Source organism: Bdellovibrio sp. HCB117 (assembly GCF_047305915.1).
Taxonomy (GTDB): Bacteria; Bdellovibrionota; Bdellovibrionia; order Bdellovibrionales; family Bdellovibrionaceae; genus Bdellovibrio; species Bdellovibrio bacteriovorus_B.
The window spans coordinates 229263-248019 of record NZ_CP178622.1 but is presented as its reverse complement, the minus strand read 5'-3'; the positions used below and the strand labels follow the sequence as shown (position 1 = coordinate 248019).

16 protein-coding genes and 1 pseudogene are annotated in these 18757 nt (G+C 45.5%); 8 read left to right on the top strand and 9 right to left on the bottom strand.

The features are described 5' to 3' along the window. Positions 1 to 24: 24 nt before the first annotated feature. Positions 25 to 774 (bottom strand): 3-oxoacyl-ACP reductase FabG, encoded by a 750-nt coding sequence (gene fabG / locus ACLWBD_RS01280; protein ID WP_413569258.1) that lies wholly within the window; start codon positions 772 to 774, stop codon positions 25 to 27. 145 nt (positions 775 to 919) lie between these two features. Between fabG and ACLWBD_RS01275 the strand changes: the two genes are divergently transcribed. The 6 genes from ACLWBD_RS01275 to ACLWBD_RS01250 all read left to right on the top strand — a co-directional run bounded on the left by ACLWBD_RS01275 (position 920) and on the right by ACLWBD_RS01250 (position 7808). After that, positions 920 to 1924, top strand: coding sequence for a ketoacyl-ACP synthase III (locus ACLWBD_RS01275; RefSeq protein ID WP_063206086.1), 1005 nt, complete (start codon positions 920 to 922; stop codon positions 1922 to 1924). Further along, positions 1924 to 3423, top strand: coding sequence for a class I adenylate-forming enzyme family protein (locus ACLWBD_RS01270; RefSeq protein WP_413569257.1), 1500 nt, complete (start codon positions 1924 to 1926; stop codon positions 3421 to 3423). Before ACLWBD_RS01275 ends, ACLWBD_RS01270 begins: the two co-directional genes overlap by 1 nt. 82 nt (positions 3424 to 3505) lie before the next feature. Beyond that, entirely contained in the window at positions 3506 to 4027 is a 522-nt protein-coding gene (locus tag ACLWBD_RS01265) for a hypothetical protein (RefSeq protein WP_063206084.1), read from the top strand. Positions 4028 to 4209: 182 nt separating this feature from the next. Then, positions 4210 to 6381, top strand: coding sequence for a phospholipase D-like domain-containing protein (locus ACLWBD_RS01260; RefSeq protein ID WP_413569256.1), 2172 nt, complete (start codon positions 4210 to 4212; stop codon positions 6379 to 6381). Positions 6382 to 6475: 94 nt separating this feature from the next. Then, positions 6476 to 7114, top strand: coding sequence for a matrixin family metalloprotease (locus tag ACLWBD_RS01255; protein WP_063206083.1), 639 nt, complete (start codon positions 6476 to 6478; stop codon positions 7112 to 7114). 1 nt (position 7115) lies between these two features. Then, on the top strand, positions 7116 to 7808 hold the full coding sequence (locus ACLWBD_RS01250; protein ID WP_063206082.1) for a hypothetical protein: 693 nt from the start codon (positions 7116 to 7118) through the stop codon (positions 7806 to 7808). Here the strand turns inward: ACLWBD_RS01250 and ACLWBD_RS01245 are convergent. From ACLWBD_RS01245 to ACLWBD_RS01210, 8 genes and pseudogenes are all read right to left on the bottom strand, one after another. Further along, entirely contained in the window at positions 7798 to 8241 is a 444-nt protein-coding gene (locus ACLWBD_RS01245; protein ID WP_413569255.1) for an outer membrane protein assembly factor BamE, read from the bottom strand. The genes ACLWBD_RS01250 and ACLWBD_RS01245 overlap by 11 nt on opposite strands. Positions 8242 to 8344: 103 nt before the next feature. Beyond that, complete coding sequence (gene rsgA / locus ACLWBD_RS01240) at positions 8345 to 9433, bottom strand: ribosome small subunit-dependent GTPase A (RefSeq protein WP_413569254.1); 1089 nt, start codon at positions 9431 to 9433, stop codon at positions 8345 to 8347. Positions 9434 to 9647: 214 nt separating this feature from the next. Next, complete coding sequence (locus tag ACLWBD_RS01235) at positions 9648 to 10610, bottom strand: hypothetical protein (protein ID WP_063206080.1); 963 nt, start codon at positions 10608 to 10610, stop codon at positions 9648 to 9650. Positions 10611 to 10676: 66 nt separating this feature from the next. Next, positions 10677 to 11276, bottom strand: coding sequence for a hypothetical protein (locus ACLWBD_RS01230; protein WP_413569253.1), 600 nt, complete (start codon positions 11274 to 11276; stop codon positions 10677 to 10679). Beyond that, positions 11257 to 12012, bottom strand: coding sequence for a hypothetical protein (locus ACLWBD_RS01225; protein WP_413569252.1), 756 nt, complete (start codon positions 12010 to 12012; stop codon positions 11257 to 11259). The genes ACLWBD_RS01230 and ACLWBD_RS01225 overlap by 20 nt, the downstream gene beginning before the upstream one ends. Before the next feature lie 327 nt (positions 12013 to 12339). Further along, positions 12340 to 14808 (bottom strand): annotated as a pseudogene (secA, locus tag ACLWBD_RS01220) (preprotein translocase subunit SecA); the annotation flags it as partial. A gap of 742 nt (positions 14809 to 15550) precedes the next feature. Further along, the gene (locus ACLWBD_RS01215; protein WP_063206077.1) at positions 15551 to 16036 is read right to left on the bottom strand and encodes a tRNA (cytidine(34)-2'-O)-methyltransferase; all 486 of its coding nucleotides are present in this window, start codon (positions 16034 to 16036) and stop codon (positions 15551 to 15553) included. Beyond that, on the bottom strand, positions 16029 to 16631 hold the full coding sequence (locus tag ACLWBD_RS01210; protein ID WP_413569251.1) for a gamma-glutamylcyclotransferase: 603 nt from the start codon (positions 16629 to 16631) through the stop codon (positions 16029 to 16031). Before ACLWBD_RS01210 ends, ACLWBD_RS01215 begins: the two co-directional genes overlap by 8 nt. Positions 16632 to 16865: 234 nt before the next feature. Between ACLWBD_RS01210 and ACLWBD_RS01205 the strand changes: the two genes are divergently transcribed. Both ACLWBD_RS01205 and glnA read left to right on the top strand, forming a co-directional pair. Continuing rightward, entirely contained in the window at positions 16866 to 17204 is a 339-nt protein-coding gene (locus ACLWBD_RS01205; RefSeq protein WP_063206617.1) for a P-II family nitrogen regulator, read from the top strand. 42 nt (positions 17205 to 17246) lie between these two features. Further along, positions 17247 to 18662, top strand: a complete 1416-nt coding sequence (gene glnA / locus ACLWBD_RS01200; protein WP_063206616.1) for a type I glutamate--ammonia ligase — start codon at positions 17247 to 17249, stop codon at positions 18660 to 18662. The last annotated feature ends 95 nt before the right edge of the window (positions 18663 to 18757 follow it).

Genomic DNA, 18757 nt, shown 5'->3' with positions numbered 1-18757 from the left:
AAGATCAAAAAAGGGCCTAATTACTTACAATACAATTCCACCATCAACACTCAAGACCGTGCCGTTAATATAGCTCGCTTGTTCACTTGCCAAGAACAAACATGCGTTTGCAATATCTTCAGTTTCACCAAGGCGAGTTACAGGAACTTTGGCAGCCATACCTTCAAGAACTTCTTTCGGCATGGCCTTCGTCATCGCCGTCATAATGAAGCCTGGAGCGATGGCATTCGAAGTGAAGCCCTTACGGCCCAATTCTTTTCCCCAAGTTTTCGTCATACCGATCACGCCCGCTTTTGCTGCTGCATAGTTCGTTTGACCAAAGTTTCCATAAAGCCCAACCACGGAGGAGATATTAATGATGCGTTTGTGGTTCGAGCTTGCATTGAATTTTTCTAATAACGTTTTTGTAACGTTGAAAAGACCTGTTAGGTTTGTGCTGATAACAGCATCCCAATCTTCAGGTCCCATTTTCGCAAAAGACTTATCGCGTGTGATACCGGCGTTATTCACAAGGATATCCACAGCCCATGGCAATGAAGACGCCGCTTTTACAACTGACTCACGATTCGTCACATCAACTTGTGCAACGTGAACTTGCGCTCCGTATTTAGCGAATTCAGTTTTTGCCGTCTGCAAAGCCTGTTCAGAATAATCCCAGATAGAAACGTTGCCGCCGGCTTCTAGAAATTTTTGTGTGATTTGAAAACCGATACCGGCAGCGCCGCCAGTAACGATTGCATTTTTATTTTTAAAATCAAAATTAATATTTGTCATTCAATGGGCTTAACCCAATAAGCCCCCATCCCGTCAAAGAAAATCGCACTTTTTCGCTCTGTGAATAGAGTAAATGCACTAAATTTCTTTTCTTGCCAAATCGATAAAATGGTTTGTAGTTAAGCGAATTCGCAAAGGAAAAACAATGAGCAAAAGAACAGCGACAATTGTAGGAACAGGGATGTACGCGCCTGAGCGTGTGATTACAAATCAGTACTTTAATGATTTGTATAAAAAAGATATCGGCACTTTCTTAAGCGAAAGCCGTAATATTCGCGAACGTCGCTGGATGGAAAAAGATCAGCGCACATCAGATCTTATTATTCCCGCGGCGGAAGAGGCGATGAAAAATGCGGGTATTACCGCGAAAGATTTAGATCTTATCATCGTATCTACAGACACTCCCGACTACCTTTCTCCTTCTACCGCTTCGGTTGTCGCTTATCGCATGGGTGCAGTGAATGCAGGAACTTACGACATCAATACGGCGTGTGCGGGTTTTGTTGTGGGCTGTGATATTGCTTCAAAATACATTGCCGCTGACGAAAAATATAAAAACGTTCTGGTCGTTGGTGCTTACGGCATGAGTAAGTATTTGAACTTTGACGACTACAAAATCGCTTCGTTGTTTGCGGATGGTGCCGGCGCCGTTGTCATTCAACCCGCGAAAGACACGCGCGGCTTTATCGATAGTCAAATGTACACCGACGGACAATATCACGACTACATGGGAATTTACGCCGGAGGTACGGCGCAACCTGTAACTCATGAAGTGGTTGAAAACAAAGGCCATCTATTGGCTTTCCCGAAACGCATTCCACCAGAAACAAACGGCATTCACTGGCCGCGTTTGACGAACATGCTTTTAGACCGTCAGCGCATGAAGCCTGAAGACATCAAGCATTTCTTCATCACTCAGTTTAACGTTCAGAGCATTTACGAAACGATGGATAAGTTAAACCTTTCTCGTGAACGCGCCCATTACGTAATGGATCGCTTCGGCTATACGGGCTCTGCCTCTATTGGAATGGCTTTGGCCGATGCTGCCCGCCAAAAGAAGATGAAAAAAGGTGATATGGTCTTTATGTTGGGCTCTGGCGGTGGTATGAGCATGGCCGCCCTCGCACTTGAATGGGGATACGACACATAATGGAACTGGATTGGCTGAAACGCTGGAAACTTTATTCGCCTCACAATATCGCTATCAAAGATGGCGATACGGGACGTGAATTTTCTTACGCCAAGCTTTTTGATTTGGCCAATCGCGGAGCTCACTACCTGCACAACCAGTTTGGCATTCGTAAAGGGGATCGCGTGGCGGTCCTTGCCACCAATGAACTGGAATACGTTTTTCTTTTCTTTGCCTTGCAGCGCCTGGGCGCCATCATGGTGCCGGTAAACTTCCGTCTTACTCAACGTGAGGTGGATCACATCATCTCGGATTCTTCGCCCAAATTAGTTCTGTTTCAAGAGGCCTATCGCGAGGTTGTGCAAAATCTACCTTCGTCTTTAAAGCCCGAGCTTTTAAAGCTTCAGGGTGATAACAGCTTTGCAAGTTTCTTAGAATCTAGCGGTCCTGCCGAAGAGTATTCCTTCACTTCACAAGAAAATGATCCTGTGATGATCATGTACACCTCGGGCACAACGGGTTCTCCCAAAGGAGCCATCTTGACCTACAAGATGATCTTCTGGAACTCGATCAACACGACCCTGCGTTTGAATATCTCGCAAAACGATTGCACTGTGATCTTCCTCCCCTTCTTTCATACGGGAGGTTGGAACGTTCTGACGACGCCATTCATTCATCGCGGCGCTAAAGTAGTTTTCTTAAAGAAGTTTGATGCCGATCAAATTTTAAATCTCAGCGCCAAGGAAAAAGCGACCCTGCTTTTCGGAGTTCCCACGACAATGGATATGATGGCGCGCTCAGAACTTTTTAATAAAGTGGATCTTTCTAACATTCGCTATGCCATCGTGGGCGGCGAACCGATGCCGATTGAATTAATTCGTATTTGGGACAAAAAAGGGATTCCAGTTCGTCAGGGTTATGGCCTGACGGAGTTTGGCCCGAACGTATTTTCTTTAAATGAAGAAGATGCGCTTAGAAAAATCGGCTCTATTGGATTTCCCAACTTTTATATCGAAGCCAAAGTAGTCGATATGGAAGGCAAAGAGCTTAAAGACAATGAGGTCGGTGAATTGATTCTGCGTGGACCGATGTGCATGCAGGGGTATTGGCACAATGAAAAAGCCACCAATGAAGCCATCAAAGAGGGCTGGCTTTACACCGGCGATCTTGTACGCCGGGATTCTGAAGGCTATTACTACGTCGTCGGACGCAAAAAAGACATGTTCATCTCGGGTGGAGAAAACGTATATCCTCCGGAGATTGAACAAATTCTTCGCACTCATCCTTCGGTATTGGAAGCGGCCGTCATTGGCGTTCCTGACGAAAAATGGGGCGAGGTGGGTAAAGCTTTTATAGTGGCAGGCCAAGAAAGACTGACCGCGGATGAGCTGCACCAACACTGCGTTCGAAATCTGGCAAAATTCAAAATCCCTAAGCATTTTGTGTTTTTACCGTCCTTACCTAAGGGCGATAGCGGCAAGATTTTGAAGCGCAAATTGATGGAATTGGCTCCCAACTAGCTTTCCGTTGATAATATCATTCCAATTTTGCATTGCACTTTTCGACGTGATGGCGTTTATATTCGGCCATCTCGGAGGATATATGAAGAAGTTTTTAGGCTTCCTGGTTATCGCGACTCTTTCTTTGACGGCTCAAGCTGACGAGTACTTCGTTGGTGGCCGCGATTTCTACGATACGATGGAACAATACAACCAGGCTTGCGACGATGTTTGCGAAAAACCTTTTTACCACACGGTTGTTTACTCAAACGGAAAATCATCTGGCTTGTTGACGAAGCAGGATCTGAATCTTTTGAATAAGATCATGATTCACCAATCCAACATCTGGGCGGACACTATTCTTGAAGGCGACTATCAATCCGAAGGTGACACGCGTTTAGACGAAGTGGTTGCGATCTTTAAGTCTTCAAATCTTATTGGCTACAAAATCACATATTCTGAAAAAGCTTGGGACACGGCTTCTTGTGACTTCGATTATGAAGATGAAAGCGAAGACAAGTACCAAGACTGCACGGAAGGCCGCATTGTTGAAAGCTCTTTCGTAAGTAAGGACTTCAAAACTTACTTCCGCGACGACAATGCCATGGCAGAGTTCTTTGAATAAGACTCGACTTTAGAAGGAGGCCGAAAAGCCTCCTTTTTTGTTCTTAGGCCCTTCTGAAAATTTAATCCAAATTCACCGTCTCAATTTTAGAATTCCCGCCTGAAAACCTAAACTTTTCCGTATAGATAACCGAACTACAAAGAATGAAACGTCTCTCCGTTTTATTCGCAATAATTTTGGTAGTGTCGGCATGTACTAGCGCTCAGCGAACACCGAGTTCGGTCATCTATGATGATCAACGTGTGAATCGTATCCAGGAAATCGATTTAGAGCTTTCTAAGTTCTGGAACAACGATTGGAGAGCGAATCAGCAGTTCTTCCAAACACAAACAGGTCTGAGCGCACCTCAAGCTTTTGATGGTCGTATGTATCAAGATCCTTATGTGCGCGATCAAGTCGACCGTCTTTGGAAAGAGCGCCAACAAGAAGTCGACGTCCTTTCATCAAAACTTTCATTGCGTGAATGGGACGGCTTAGGGCCTTGGTTTTCAGCGTCTTTCCGTTCACCACTATTTGAAAAAGAAGAGATCGTCGAAATCACGAACCTGAACGAGTTTAAAAGCGAGGATATCAACGCAACAAACGCTTTCCCGCTTGAGCACCGTTTCTATTCTAACTATTCTCTGCGCCTTATGAACAATTTGCCGGTCGAAACAACGCCCTTTGCCGGAGACCGACAAGATCAACGTCAAAAATATCTTAAGGCGCGATTGGATTGCGACGGCGATATTATTTATCAATCAGGATTTTTATTCTTCCAAAACGAAACACGCGGTCGCGTGTATGAATTCAACTGGTATTTCAACAAAGAAAATGGCCAGCGCGTGAGGGTAAAGCTTTCTCCGGGTGTTAGAAGTTGTCAGCTCAGATACTATGATCCGGATAAAGACCGTAAGTGGACTCATACGATCAAGCTTGTCGACGTTGCAATGACAACGCCGGAATGGGTTAAGCTCACTAATCAAATTGATGTGTGTGCCCGTCCTGTCGGAAATTTTGGTGGCAACAATGTGACAAATTTTTTCTGGCAACAGGACTATCTATTTACGACGTGCCCACAAAGCTTTGATAAACTGATCAACTTGCGCGATCCGTATCTTTCAATGAATCGCCGCGTGCTTTCTTTAACGGGCTCTCCTCTATCCAGAAAAGATTTTAATGACAAAAATCCCATGGCGGCCCTGAATTTCGATAAAGCACCTAAGTTCGATATTATTTGGGTTTCCTCTTTGAACTTTTCTGCTGACTTTTATGGAATGGTGCTGGCGCGTGCCCTTCGTCATCATGCCGAGCGTGGCACACAGATTCGCGTTCTGGTACCCGAAGTGACCATGACTAAAAAGGATAAGCGTATTCTTGAATGGTTGGCATTTGGAATGCCCAACGTGAAGGTTCAATATTATAAGTATCGTTTATCAGAAGCCAAAGACGGCTCTTGGCTTGATAAATTTCACCGCGTGAATCACACGAAAATCGTTATGGGGTATTCTTCGACGAACTGGAAGGATAGCTTCTTGATCACGGGCGGAAGAAATATCCGTGACTCTTACATCTTCAGTGATACTCCGTTCTACAAAGCCTACAAGTATTTGAAGAACTACGGTGAAGGCGAAGAGCCTTACATTTACTACAATGATTTCGAAGTTGAGATGCGCGGTCATCCCTTCATTCAGTCTGTAATGGCGCAAATGCTTTCATTCTGGATGCGCGATCCCGTATCCAATCGCTTCCGCTCAACGAATGTAAACATCCCGCAAGCGGCTTCCCAAAGTCAGGTTTTACGTTTGACGGCTTTACCGAACCTCTATCCGTTGGTTCGCCATGTGATGTCTTTGCCTTTCTTTGACGGTTTCCAGCTGGAAAAGTTCTATATCAATATGATTGATTCAGCTCAGTTCGAGTTGCTACTGACGACACCTTATTTCCGTCCTTCTGTGGCCATCAGCGCGGCTTTGGATCGCGCCGTCCAACGTGGAGTCAAAGTGAAGATCTTAACTCGTATCCACCTAGCAGGTGACGGCACCCCACAAATTGCGGAAGACGTAAATAAAGAAGGGATCAACCGCCATTTGAAAAATGTTGAGATCTATGAGTGGACAGATTCACGCTCGATCATGCATGCAAAGATTCTAGTTATTGATAAGAAATTAAGTTTTATCAGTAGCGTGAATTTAAATCGTCGTAGCTTCATCCACGACACAGAGAGCGGCGCTTTGATTTTGCATGAGCCCACAGCTTTGGACATGCGAAAAGAAGTTTTAGACTTTTTGAAAGGCGGCCGTCGCATCACTCAGAAAGAAAAAATTTCTTGGATCAACGGCACTTTGATTGATTGGGCCGATTCTTACTTCTAAGCGCTTCAGCTCGACCTAGGACCTAGGTCGAGCTTTTCTTTTAAGCACTTTCTATTCACAGATTTGAAAATAAAGTTCGTGTAAACTGAGGGATATGTATAAATTGCTTTTCCTCATTTCCGCTGCCATCGCCCTTGTGTCTTGCCAGCAAGGTCCCTCTTTAGGACCTGGAGATGATGATCATTTGGCCAGCGCCGCTGAAACCGACTGCGGCTTCATTCAAAATAGTTATGGTCAACGTGTGTCTTGGAAGCTCAATATTCCTGTTGTGCTGCAACTTCATAGCGAATACCCGCCTGAATATGATGAAGTGATTAAACGGGCTGCTCAGCATTGGAATGATGCTGCCGGCATGACGCTTTTCCGATTTGATAGAACAGGCGCGAATCTGGGCACTGAAGTTACACGTAACGCTACGAACACCGTCCATTGGATGAAGACGTGGCCGGAAGCCCAAAAGACCCTGCAAGCGGTCACGAATCTTTATTGGCGCGGAAATCAGATTTACGAATCTGATATTGCCGTTGATCATAAGTACTTCAATTTCTTCGTCGATAAAGCAACGACACCCTATGATGTTCATTTAGAAAGTCTTATGATCCACGAACTGGGACATGTGCTGGGATTAAAACATCGCACAGTGCCGAGTGTGATGTGGTCGACATTAAATGGTGCCGTGAAACGAGACTCTTTAACTGCAGCCGATCGTGAAACGATCAAGTGCGAGTATTAAGATGAAAAAAGAAAAAACGAATCTGCAAAAAATGTCGCGCATGATAAGCCTCGTGCTTTTAATGGCTGCATTGCCTTTCGGTGTCTTACTTCTTAATAAAAAAGTGAATCAACTTCGTGGTGTTGCCTCTACTGAAGAAGGTGCCGCTGTCACTGCGACCACGTTTGATTATGATTTGACTGAAGCATCTCCTGAACAATTTAAAAAAGCATTTAAGTACCAAGTTTTAAAAGAAGCCTCGGTCATTTCGACATCTCAAGGGCCCGCAATGCGTCTGGGCCTTTTCTTGATGAAGAATGATTCGGGAAGCAAGGTTTTTGCCTGCGAACAGTATCCTACGGTGGATTTAATTTTTGCGGCGGAAGGAATTGCGTTTTCTGGAGAAATTCCACAAATGATCGTGCGTGTTCCTTGTACGGTTGCGGCCGATCAACGCCACATCGATACTTTACCCATTCCATTTTCCAAGATTTTAAAAAGTCCTACCTCTCAGTATGAGTTTCCTATAGCCGCGGAAGGGTCCCGCGAAGAAGGAAAGATTTTTTTCCGACACGTTGTCGAGTTTTGGCCGACGGAATGGACTTGGACAGGCGTGAAGTTTTACGGAATAAACCCCGAAGACACTTTGCAGATCAACGGGTACGAAGTCATCTCGGTTCTTGGCGAACCGCTTATCTTAAAAGCTAGCGAATAGATTCAAATTCAGGGACGTAGCGGACTTTATCTTCGCCGCGAGCTTTCGCTTCATAATCGCTATACTCTTTGCGGTGTTGCTCGACTTCTTTGGCGATTTGTTCGTCGATCTCTTTGTTCTTCTGATCATTGATAGCATCAACGGCCATCGCCGTTTTCGTGACTTCTGGTTGAGAAATATCACCTACATAGATGGCGTTGCCATTAAAGAACTGAACTTCTTTTTCAAAACGGATGCGATCGTCATAAAAAACATAGGTCCAACGGTCTTTCCCATGAAAGCGTTGGGTGCGAGAGGGGCTTCCCATTAAATCAAGAACGTCATCTTTTTCCATGCCGGGTTTTACTTCGCCAAACTGCTTTAGCATTGACGTCTGACAGGCTGTCGTCAAAAGACCGATTATCACGACAGGAATAGCCAAATAACGGAGCATAGTTCCCCCATCCTTCTATGCTACTAGTTTACTAAGAAGCTTGAAAGGCCGCCACTTTCTTTTGTCTCATTTTAATACAAAAAAGAAGCGGCCGAAGCCGGGGTTAGATTTCTCCCCGGCTCTTTCTTGCCATATGAACTTTAGCGGCCAGATGTATTTTCTTCCATCTTTTCTTTTCCTCCGCCATTTTCGCGGGATCCAATCGACGCTCCTGATAAGACGCTTCCTTTTGCAGTTTCAAGTAGCTTTCCCATCGGTCGGGATCCAAATCTCCGTTGGATAAAGCATTATGAATAGCGCAACCGGGTTCTTGATTATGGGCGCAGTCTCGGAATTTACATTGCTCTGAAAGAGACAGGATGTCCGAAAATAATTCCTGCACGCCTTCTTCCTGATCATGCAATCCCAACTGCCTCATACCCGGAGTGTCCATCAACACAGCTCCTTCTTTCAGACGAAACAAGCTGCGAGATGTGGTGGTATGGCGACCGCGATCGTCGTCTTCTCTAGCACTTTGAGTTTTAAGAATCTCTTCGCCCAGAAAAAAGTTCGTTAACGTGGATTTTCCAACGCCGGAAGATCCCATAAGAACGGCTGTTTTTCCTGGTTTCAAATATTTTCTTAAGCCCTCACACGTCTGCGGTTCAAAGACACTGACGGCGTAAATCGGAACTCCGATATAAGTGTTTTCAAGATCATGCAGAATACTTTCGGCGTTTTCGACTAAGTCGGCTTTGCTCAACACGATAACAGGCGAGGCGCCGCTATCCCACGCAATACTCAAGTATCGATCCAAACGATTGACGTTCAGATCGCGATTGAGTGACGTCACAATGAAGACAACATCGACATTCGCCGCGACGACTTGCACACCTTGCCCCGGATCGCGACGATAAAAACACGTGCGACGGTCTAAAACTTTTTGGATAAGAGCTTTGTCTTGATGCTCTTCCATACGGCAAAGCACCCAGTCGCCCACGGCGGGAAACGCGCCAGGCGCATTTGCAAAATCATGACGAAAGCGTCCTGATACTTGCGCCAAAAGGCTGGTCGATTCACCAAATGTCACACGGTAAAGGTCTCTTTCCTGACCAATCACGCGCGCCAACTTCAGATCGTCTTCTTTGTTTTCAATTTGTAGTTCAAAAAATAAATCCCATCCCCAAGAATTGAGGTGTGAGTATGAATTCACGCAAAAACTCCAATAGTTTTTCAAGTTAATGGAAAAATGGAGCTCTCGTGGATTTGAATTGTCTTAGGAATTTAAAACTAAGCGAATAGACCCAGAGAGCTGTTGTTTGATTTATTGAATTTTACAATCATAGGCCCTCCTGGTTCGTGGATATGAATCTATCATGTGGGAAGAACGCTTTTCCGTCAAGCGGTCGTCCCAATCTATGTCATAATTACTTCAACAAGGAATAAAACTTACGGAAAGCCTGTGGAGCTTGGCCCAGACCTTTTTTCGGATTGATGGCATCGCCAAACCCTGCTGGGTCCGCTTTTTCTCCATTAATGTAAAGCTCCGTCTGCGCCTGCGAAGCAACTGCGACGATGCGCAAAGCTCCGCGCAAGGTCTGTAAGTCCATAAGATACTGCATCTGCATTTCACCGGTCGCGCTATTTACGCTCATCTGTAGCTTAAGTGGTCCACTGACGGTGTCGCCATCTGCCAGCTTTACAGCCACACGTCCCGCTCCACTGATTTTCATAATCATCGACATCTTTTCTTTTTCAATTTTAACGTCGGCGTTACCTACAGAAATCAGCTCTAACGTATATTGTTCCACCTTCGTGGATTCGCGCAGTTTTGGATCTTGAATTACACTGAACACTTTCTGTTTAAGAGTCACTTGATTTGAAATTTCTGCGACTTGCGAAGATTTATCAGCGCGCACGCTATTTACGCGAGTGATAGCTTCACCTTCTTCGACGAAGCTGAGCGGACATCCTTTTGCTGCAATCGACATCTGGGCCCGTTCACCCGAAACAGAACCTTCACGAATTTGCGTGTCTCCCCACTGCGCCCCGAAAGCGGGAAAGACTTCACATTCTTTTTTGATTCTCTTTAAAAGAGCCACACCTTCAGGTGAAAGTTTTTCGATGGATTTTTGCCTTTCTTCAACCTCCACTGTTTTTGCGGATGCCCCGCTGACAACAGAGGTGAAGATAGCATTGGGTGCGGGAACGATTTTTATTAAGGCTTTGTTGAGATCCGTATAGTAGGTAACATCCGCCGCCGTCATCGCATTGGCTGGCTTTTCAAAAGGACGGAATTGATCAACCGGCGCTTCGGATCCGGAGCCGCCTCCACCTGAACAAGCTGTGATCGTTAACGCCGATACAATTAAGAAAGAAAATTGTTTCATTGAAACCCCTCAGTGTCCCTGAGGAGTATTAAATAACGTCCAAAATAAGAGTCAATATAGGAACTATTACTTCTTTAGGATGACCGGATCAACGATACTTGGCGCGGACTCTGGGGACTTTTTCTTTTCTTCGGCAACCGTATGTCCCATTTCATTTTTGTTAGGCTTCTCGTATTGAATGCGCACCTTTTGCAAAGTCTTTTTCACGGAGTTCCCCAAGCTCATCTGAGTTTCCATTTCTTCAATGGATTTCACTTCGATGCGCTCGTACTCGCGCTTCTCTGTTTGACCTTTTTCTGGATAACGGTATTTCAAAAGAGCCCGCTGTTGATCGTATTCTTTCACGTTCGTGTTCAGATCTTTATGCAACGTTTTCATCTGATTGATGATCTCGGCAACACGCGCAGAGTCTTTTGTTTGTTGTTTCTCAGTGATGAGCTTCTGAATTTCTGTTTCGGCAGAACGCACTTTGGCTTCTAAAGCCTGCACGCGTGCTTGTACAACGGCATAAGAATCTTCACTGGATTTGATTTCTTTCGGAGGAGCTTCGGCTTTTGCACCTTCTTTAGGGGCTTCGCCATGTTCAGCAGCCGGAGCTTCATTAGCCACCGCCACCGAAGATAGTGTCAAAAAGCTCAACGAAATTTTAAGAACCAGAGAGTACATCTTGCCTCCAAGAAATTTTAAAAGGCAGATATTTAATTCGGTTGATTAGGACGCTGGCTTTAGCCGGAGACAAGCCTTTTAGGACCAGTCTTCCCTGACCAATCTGATTTAGAAGTTCAGTCACATCCCAACCAAAGCGGGAATCCGTCATAGCCTCTTTAAGCTGCATCACCAGGTGACTGGACTCTATACCCTCAATGATCACGGCATAGGTCATTGGGCCAGCCAAGGTGTCGGCATTGGCAAAATCAGTCACGTCCGAGAAGTCGGGAGTATCGGGCGTCGCCACATTCGTGGTCGACTCCGGCATGCGATCTAAAGTCTGAGAGAAATCGTAAGGAGCCTCTTCAATAGGCTCTGACGGTTCTTCTAAAGGCGTCTCGACAGGAGCCTCTACCGGCGTATCGTAAGAAGAATCCGAAGTTTGATAATTAACACCACCTGGAACTTCAAATTCACTGCCCGGAGGAATCTCATCCGCGGGAGTTAAATAAGGATCTTCCTGAGGCGTGTTTTCTTCGGGAACTTCTTGTGGAATCTGTCCTTGATAAACCGTCGGCTCAGCGCCGGCAGAAAAGTCTTGCGCGGGCTCAACCGGATTTACACCATAGGCATTAAAATCTTGCGGCGTAGGATTTTCGAAAGAAGTGCCCGCTTGAAAATCAGCTCCACCTTCGAATTCTGTACCAGATTGTATTTCAGGTTCCGGCGGAGCTTCAGGTTCATGCTCCGCCATCTCAGGCTGTCCGTTCCAATCGATAAAGTAAACTGCGTTGCAATGGGGGCACGTGAATAACGTCCCCAAATGCTTATCAAGAATCTCTACCGGTGACTGGCAACTCGGACAAGGGATCAATTATCTTTTTCCTTTACCTTGTTTTTCAAGGCGACGACGTTCTTCACGATTCATCGGACGATCATCACGAGGTCCGCTTTGGAAAGTCATCTTACGTGTTGGTGCATCTGCCGAAGTCTCAACTTCTGGAAGAGTGTGACCAATGTCAGTTTCTGAAGGAGAAGAATAATCCAACTCATCCAGATCCGCTTCTTCCGGGCGCAAGCTTTCAAGAACTTGTTCTTCTGATTGCTGCGCTACCAATTGAACACGCATGATTTTTTCGATCGCATCGCTCTTGATCGTGTTATTCAAGTTTTCAAAAGCTTTAAAGGCTTCTTTTTTATACTCGATCAAAGGATCTTTCTGAGCATAACCACGAAGACCGATACCTTCTTTTAATTTATCGATCACGTAAAGGTGGTTCTTCCAGTGATGGTCGATGCTTTGAAGAAGAATCATTTTTTGAACTTGTTCAAAGAAAGGACCCATTGAAGATTTTTGTTTTTCAAAAACTTCTTTAACACCGTTTTTCACAGCGTCTGTCACCGTATCAGAGTTGATTGGCATGTTAGCGAAATCAATTTTGAAACCGAAGCTTTGAACAAGAGAGTTGTTCAAACCATCCATGCTCCAATCTTCTTTCTTGCCGCCCTCTGGAGCGTAAGTATCAAGAAGATTAGAAACCACGTCACCCAACCAATCCAAAGTGGTTCTTTCGATCTCTTGGCCTTCTAAGACCTTACGGCGCATGCCATAGATCGCGTTTCTTTGCGCGTTCATGACAGAGTCGTACTCCATCAAGTTTTTACGAATATCAAAGTTGTGACCTTCGACTTTACGTTGTGCACCTTCAATCGCATTCGTAACCATTTTTGCGGTGATTGGTTCATCTTCAGGGATGTTCAGCATTTCCATGATTTTCTGGATGCGCTCACCATTGAAGATTCTCATCAATTTATCTTCTAGAGATAGATAGAAGCGAGACTCACCTGGGTCCCCTTGACGACCAGCACGACCACGAAGCTGATTGTCGATACGACGAGATTCGTGTCTTTCTGTACCGATGATATAAAGACCGCCAAGTTCACGCACTTCCGCACGCTCTTTTTCAACTTGAGGTTTAACTTTTGCCAAGGCTTCTTGGAATTCTGGTGAATCATCATTGCCTACAGAAGCTTTTGCCAACATTTCTGCGTTACCACCCAGCATGATGTCGGTACCACGACCGGCCATGTTGGTAGCAATAGTCACAGCGCCCTTACGACCGGCTTGCGCTACGATCTCGGCTTCGCGTTCGTGTTGTTTCGCATTAAGAACTTCGTGCTTAATACCTTCTTTACGAAGATACGCACTTAAAGATTCAGATTTTTCAATAGACTCGGTACCAACAAGGATCGGCTGACCTTTGGCGATACGCTCTTTGATGTCGGCAGTGATCGCTTTGTATTTTGCTTTTTCAGACTTATACACAACGTCTTCTTGGTCTTTACGTTGAATAGGTCTGTTTGTTGGAATCACATTCACATCAAGGTTGTAGATTTTTTTGAACTCAACCGCTTCTGTATCCGCCGTACCCGTCATACCTGAAAGCTTCGTGTACATACGGAAGTAGTTTTGGAAAGTGATTGTCGCCAAAGTTTGGTTTTCAGATTTAACTTCAACGCCTTCTTTAGCTTCGATCGCTTGGTGAAGACCATCACTCCAACGACGACCCGGCATCAGACGGCCCGTGAACTCATCCACGATCACGATTTCGCCATCTTTGATCATGTATTCTACGTCACGACGGTAAAGGTAGTAAGCCTTCAAACCTTGGTAAACGTGGTGAAGAATTTCGATGTTTTGTGGATCGTAAAGATTTGAAAGACCCATCAACTCTTCAACTTTCGCGTTACCTTCGTCAGTCAAAGAAGCTGTTTTCGTTTTTTCTTCCATCGTGAAGTGAACATCACGCTTCAAGTGAGGGATGATCGCGTTCACCGCATAGTATTTATCCGTCGAAGATTCCGCAGGACCTGAAATGATCAGCGGCGTACGAGCCTCGTCCACGAGGATGGAGTCACACTCATCCACGATCGCGAAGTTGTGACCACGTTGAACGTAGTCATTCAAATCAAACTTCATGTTGTCACGAAGATAGTCGAAGCCCAATTCATTGTTCGTGCAATAAGTGATATCACAAGCATACATTTGCTTACGTTGTTGATCGTTCAAACCATGAACGATGATACCTGTCGTAAGACCCAACCAACCGTAAAGACGACCCATCCATTCAGCGTCACGACGTACTAGGTAGTCATTCACTGTCACAAGATGCACACCCTTACCTGTAAGCGCATTCAAATAAACTGGCAAAGTCGCCACAAGCGTCTTACCTTCACCCGTTCTCATCTCGGCAATGTTACCGCGATTCAGAACGATACCACCGATCATCTGAACATCGTAATGGCGCATTCCCAAAACGCGCTTCGAAGCTTCACGACAAACCGCAAACGCCTCTGGCAAAATATCATCAACAGTTTCGCCTTTTCGAAGACGCTCTTGGAACTCTGGAGTCTTTGCTTTAAGTTGTTCATCCGTGAGAGCCGCCATCTTTGGCTCTAGGGCATTGATACGATCCACTGTAGGCTGGATCTTCTTCATTTCACGATCATGCTTCGTACCGAAAATTTTTGTAAGCGCTTGTGTAATCATAGTCTTAGAGAATAGACCCAAATCCATTAAGGCGGCAAGGTAACGTGCCATAACTAGTCTGCGTCATTCATTCGGAAAAGATACATTTCCTCGACGAAAGGTTGGCTTCGGACGACGCCTTCTTGGAGGGGAATTTAGGTGGTGTTTCTCGCTTCGTTCGGCACGCCATCCGGGCTCAGTTGCCGCCGCACTTTGTGCGGTTCGCGCCATCGTGGCGCCGGCAAAGGCCTGTCTTCGGAGACACACCACCTAAATTCCCCTCCAAGAAGGCTCGCATAAGCTAACTTTGTGGAACTTTATTTTTCCTCTTCATTCCCCGTCTTCGTCTTTGCGTCAGAGGTAGCGACAAATAAATTGTGAATATTTTGATGACTAAAATTAAGTTGGTTTCGTCTTTTAAAATTTTTTAATTAATACTCATAGCGCTTTTTAAAAAACGCCGAAGGCCAGAAAAACCACTCGCGGAAGCTTACAGAAAACTCCTACGCATTTCTAAATTCTCGCATACAAGTACATCAGTTCTTTTCCGAAAAAGATTTTCTTTACACCAGATTTGCGCTTGGAAAGTGGGCTTAGCCTTAAGCGATGAGTCCGAAGAAGGGCCTTCGGTGGCGCCACGATGGCGCGAACCGAGCCAAAGGCTCGGCACCGACTGAGCCTGGAGGGCGTGCCCGCCGAAGCGACTCAGCGGTTAAGGCTAAGCCCACTTTCCAAGCGCAAATCCGTCGTGTGAAGCAAAGAACTACTTCGAATAATTAACCTGACGAACCCCTTCGTAAGCAGCAATAGCAACGCTAGTAGCGAGGTTTAGGCTGCGCGCTCCTTCGCCGATCATGGGGATTGTTACTGTTTGGTTTGGGTATTTTAGTAAGAGGTCAGGATCCAGGCCCTTGGTTTCTTTTCCGAAGACGAACCAGTCGCCGGGTTGGAATTTGGGTTCGAAGTAAGTGCGTTTTGTTTTTGTTGTGAAGAGCCAGATGCGGGATGTGTCTTCGACTTTGCTCCACCAGTCTTCAAATGTGGCGTGACGGTGCCAGGAAAGATGGGGCCAGTAATCGAGACCAGCGCGTTTTAAGTTGGTGTCGTTGATTTCAAAACCCATTTTGCCGACCAAGTGCAGTTCGCAGTTGGTGGCAACACAGGTGCGCCCGATGTTTCCGGTGTTTTGCGGAATTTCGGGCTCGATAAGAACAATGCGGAAAAGTTTTTGCGAATCAGAACTAGGCAAGATGCTTATAAACCTCTTGGCCAAGTTTGGATAAAGCTAAACGACGACCTTTATCGACGATCAGCTCTAAGTTCATGAGTTCGCGATACAAAGTCAGGTCAATAGGAACAATCTCTCGGCCAGTCGATTTTCCTAGCTTTTGAATGTACGTCACTTGCTTTTCTGAAAGCTTCGACGTCAAAGATGGATGTTCTTCCAGAGAACGTTTCCAGTCTCCGCCAGGAATCACAGCGGCATTCACCGGAAGTTTTAATGGATTTAGGAAGTAAATCCAAGCGCGGACTGGAGTCGATGCGCCTTCTGGATACACATCCACTTCTTCTCTAGAATAAAGACTCTGCTCTGGATCGTGGCGGTTGTAGCCGTGGAACTCATCCATGAGGCTCAAAAGCAACTCTGAGCTTTTCAGTTCCACTAGCTGACCTGGAACCAGGTCACTGCCGGCTTTAACAATAGCCGGAAAGCCTACTTTTAATCGGTAAGCCGTCGCTTTAACGCGCGCAAGTACTGAAGATTCCAAGAAATTTTGGATCTTGTTAAAGTGAACCATGCCTTCACAGAAAGATCCGTAGACGAAAAAACGTGTTGTAGTCATTATCCCCCCCGAGTACGACAACAATAGTGGCTTTTCCTAAAAGAGGTCCCGTGTGTACCAAAAACCACAGGGCACCGCAAGCCGCTTTCTGAGCAGTTGCTCTTTTTTTCCAAGAAGTGACAGTTTCTGTTTTGCGTTATTGGCAATTAAAAAAATTAAATGACTTTAACAGTTTTTGCATTCTTGCGTGAACTTGCTATCCTCTTCACAACGTTTTCCCGAACAAAAGGTTCAATGAAAAAAATTGAGGCGATCATAAAACCCTTCAAGCTCGATGATGTCGTCGACGCACTAGCAGAAGTCGGCGTAGAAGGTATCACTGTCTCAGAAGTTCGCGGGTTCGGAAGACAAAAAGGACGTACCGAGGTCTACAAGGGCGCCGAATACGTCGTCGATTTTCTACCAAAAATAAAAATAGAAGTAGTTCTGCCTGACGCTCTGATCGATAGCGCAGTAGAGGCTATTCGTAAAACTGCACACACAGGAAAAATTGGTGACGGAAAAATCTTCGTGATTCCTGTGGAATCTGTTCTTCGCATTCGCACTGGTGAGAAGGACGAGCAGGCACTTTAGGATTGTTTTTTTAAGCAAGGCTCGGAGGCCCAAATGACCCAGATGACTGGTAAAGACGTACTGAAGTTCGCCAATGAAAAAGGCGCAAAGATGGTAGATCTCAAGTTCTGTGACATGATCGGAACTTGGCAACACTTAACTGTTCCCCTTCATCAATTGACTGATGAAACTTTCGAAAACGGCTTCGGCTTTGACGGAAGTTCTATCCGCGGATGGAGAGGTATTGAAGAATCTGACATGATCATCTTGCCGGATCCAAGCACAGCCATGATGGATCCATTCATGCAGGTTCCAACTCTTTCACTTATCTGTGACGTTTGTTTGCCAGAGACTCTGCAGCCTTACAACCGCGACCCTCGTCAGCTGGTAAAAAAAGCGATCGCTTACATGCAGTCAACAGGCATTGCCGATACGGCTTACTTCGGTCCTGAAGCTGAATTCTTTATCTTTGATGATGTTCGTTATGAACAAACCAGCAACTCCGCTTTCTATATGATCGACAGCGAAGAGGCTGTTTGGAACACGGGTCGCGATGAAGGCGGCCGTAACCTGGGTTACAAAGTACGTAGCAAAGAAGGTTACTTCCCAGCTCTTCCAACAGACACACAACAAGATCTACGCACCGAGATCTGCTTGGAACTTGAAAGATGCGGAATGCAAGTGGAACGTCATCACCACGAAGTAGCTTCTGCAGGTCAAGGCGAGATCAACTTCCGCTTCGATACAGCTTTGAACATGGGCGATAAAATGATGTGGTTTAAATACATCGTTAAAAACGTGGCAAAACGTTACGGCAAAACAGCGACGTTCATGCCAAAACCTGTTTTCGGTGATAACGGCTCTGGAATGCACATTCATATGTCTTTGTGGAAGGATGGAAAAAATCTTTTCGCGGGTAACAAATATGCGGGTCTTTCTGAAATGGCGCTTTACTATATTGGCGGCGTTTTGAAACATGCTCCTGCTCTTTGCGGCATTATCAATCCAACGACAAACTCTTATAAACGTCTGGTTCCAGGTTTCGAAGCACCAACAAAATTGGCTTACAGCTTTAAAAATCGTTCTGCAGCAATGCGTATCCCGAATTCCGGACCAAATCCAAAAGCGCGTCGTATTGAATTCCGTACTCCAGATCCAACGGCAAATATCTATCTTGCTGAGGCGGCGATCTTGATGGCGGGCCTTGATGGTATTATCAATAAGATTCACCCAGGTGATCCACTTGATAAAGATATTTACGGTCTTCCTCCGCAAGAGGCAGCGGCAATTCCTTCTGTCCCTGGAACTTTGGAAGAAAGTTTGAATAATCTTCGCGATAACTGCAGCTTCTTAAAAAAGGGCGACGTGTTCAGTGAAGATCTGATCGAAACTTGGATCCAGTACAAAATCGACAAAGAAGTGCGTCCGGTTCAGCAAAGACCTGTTCCGTACGAATTCCACTTGTACTACGACTGTTAATTGCGCTATTCAAAAGAAGTGGGGGCAAGCTTGCTTGCTCCCGCTGGACATCTTTCCCTGGTTAGGGAATAATCTCTAAAAATACACAACTTAGG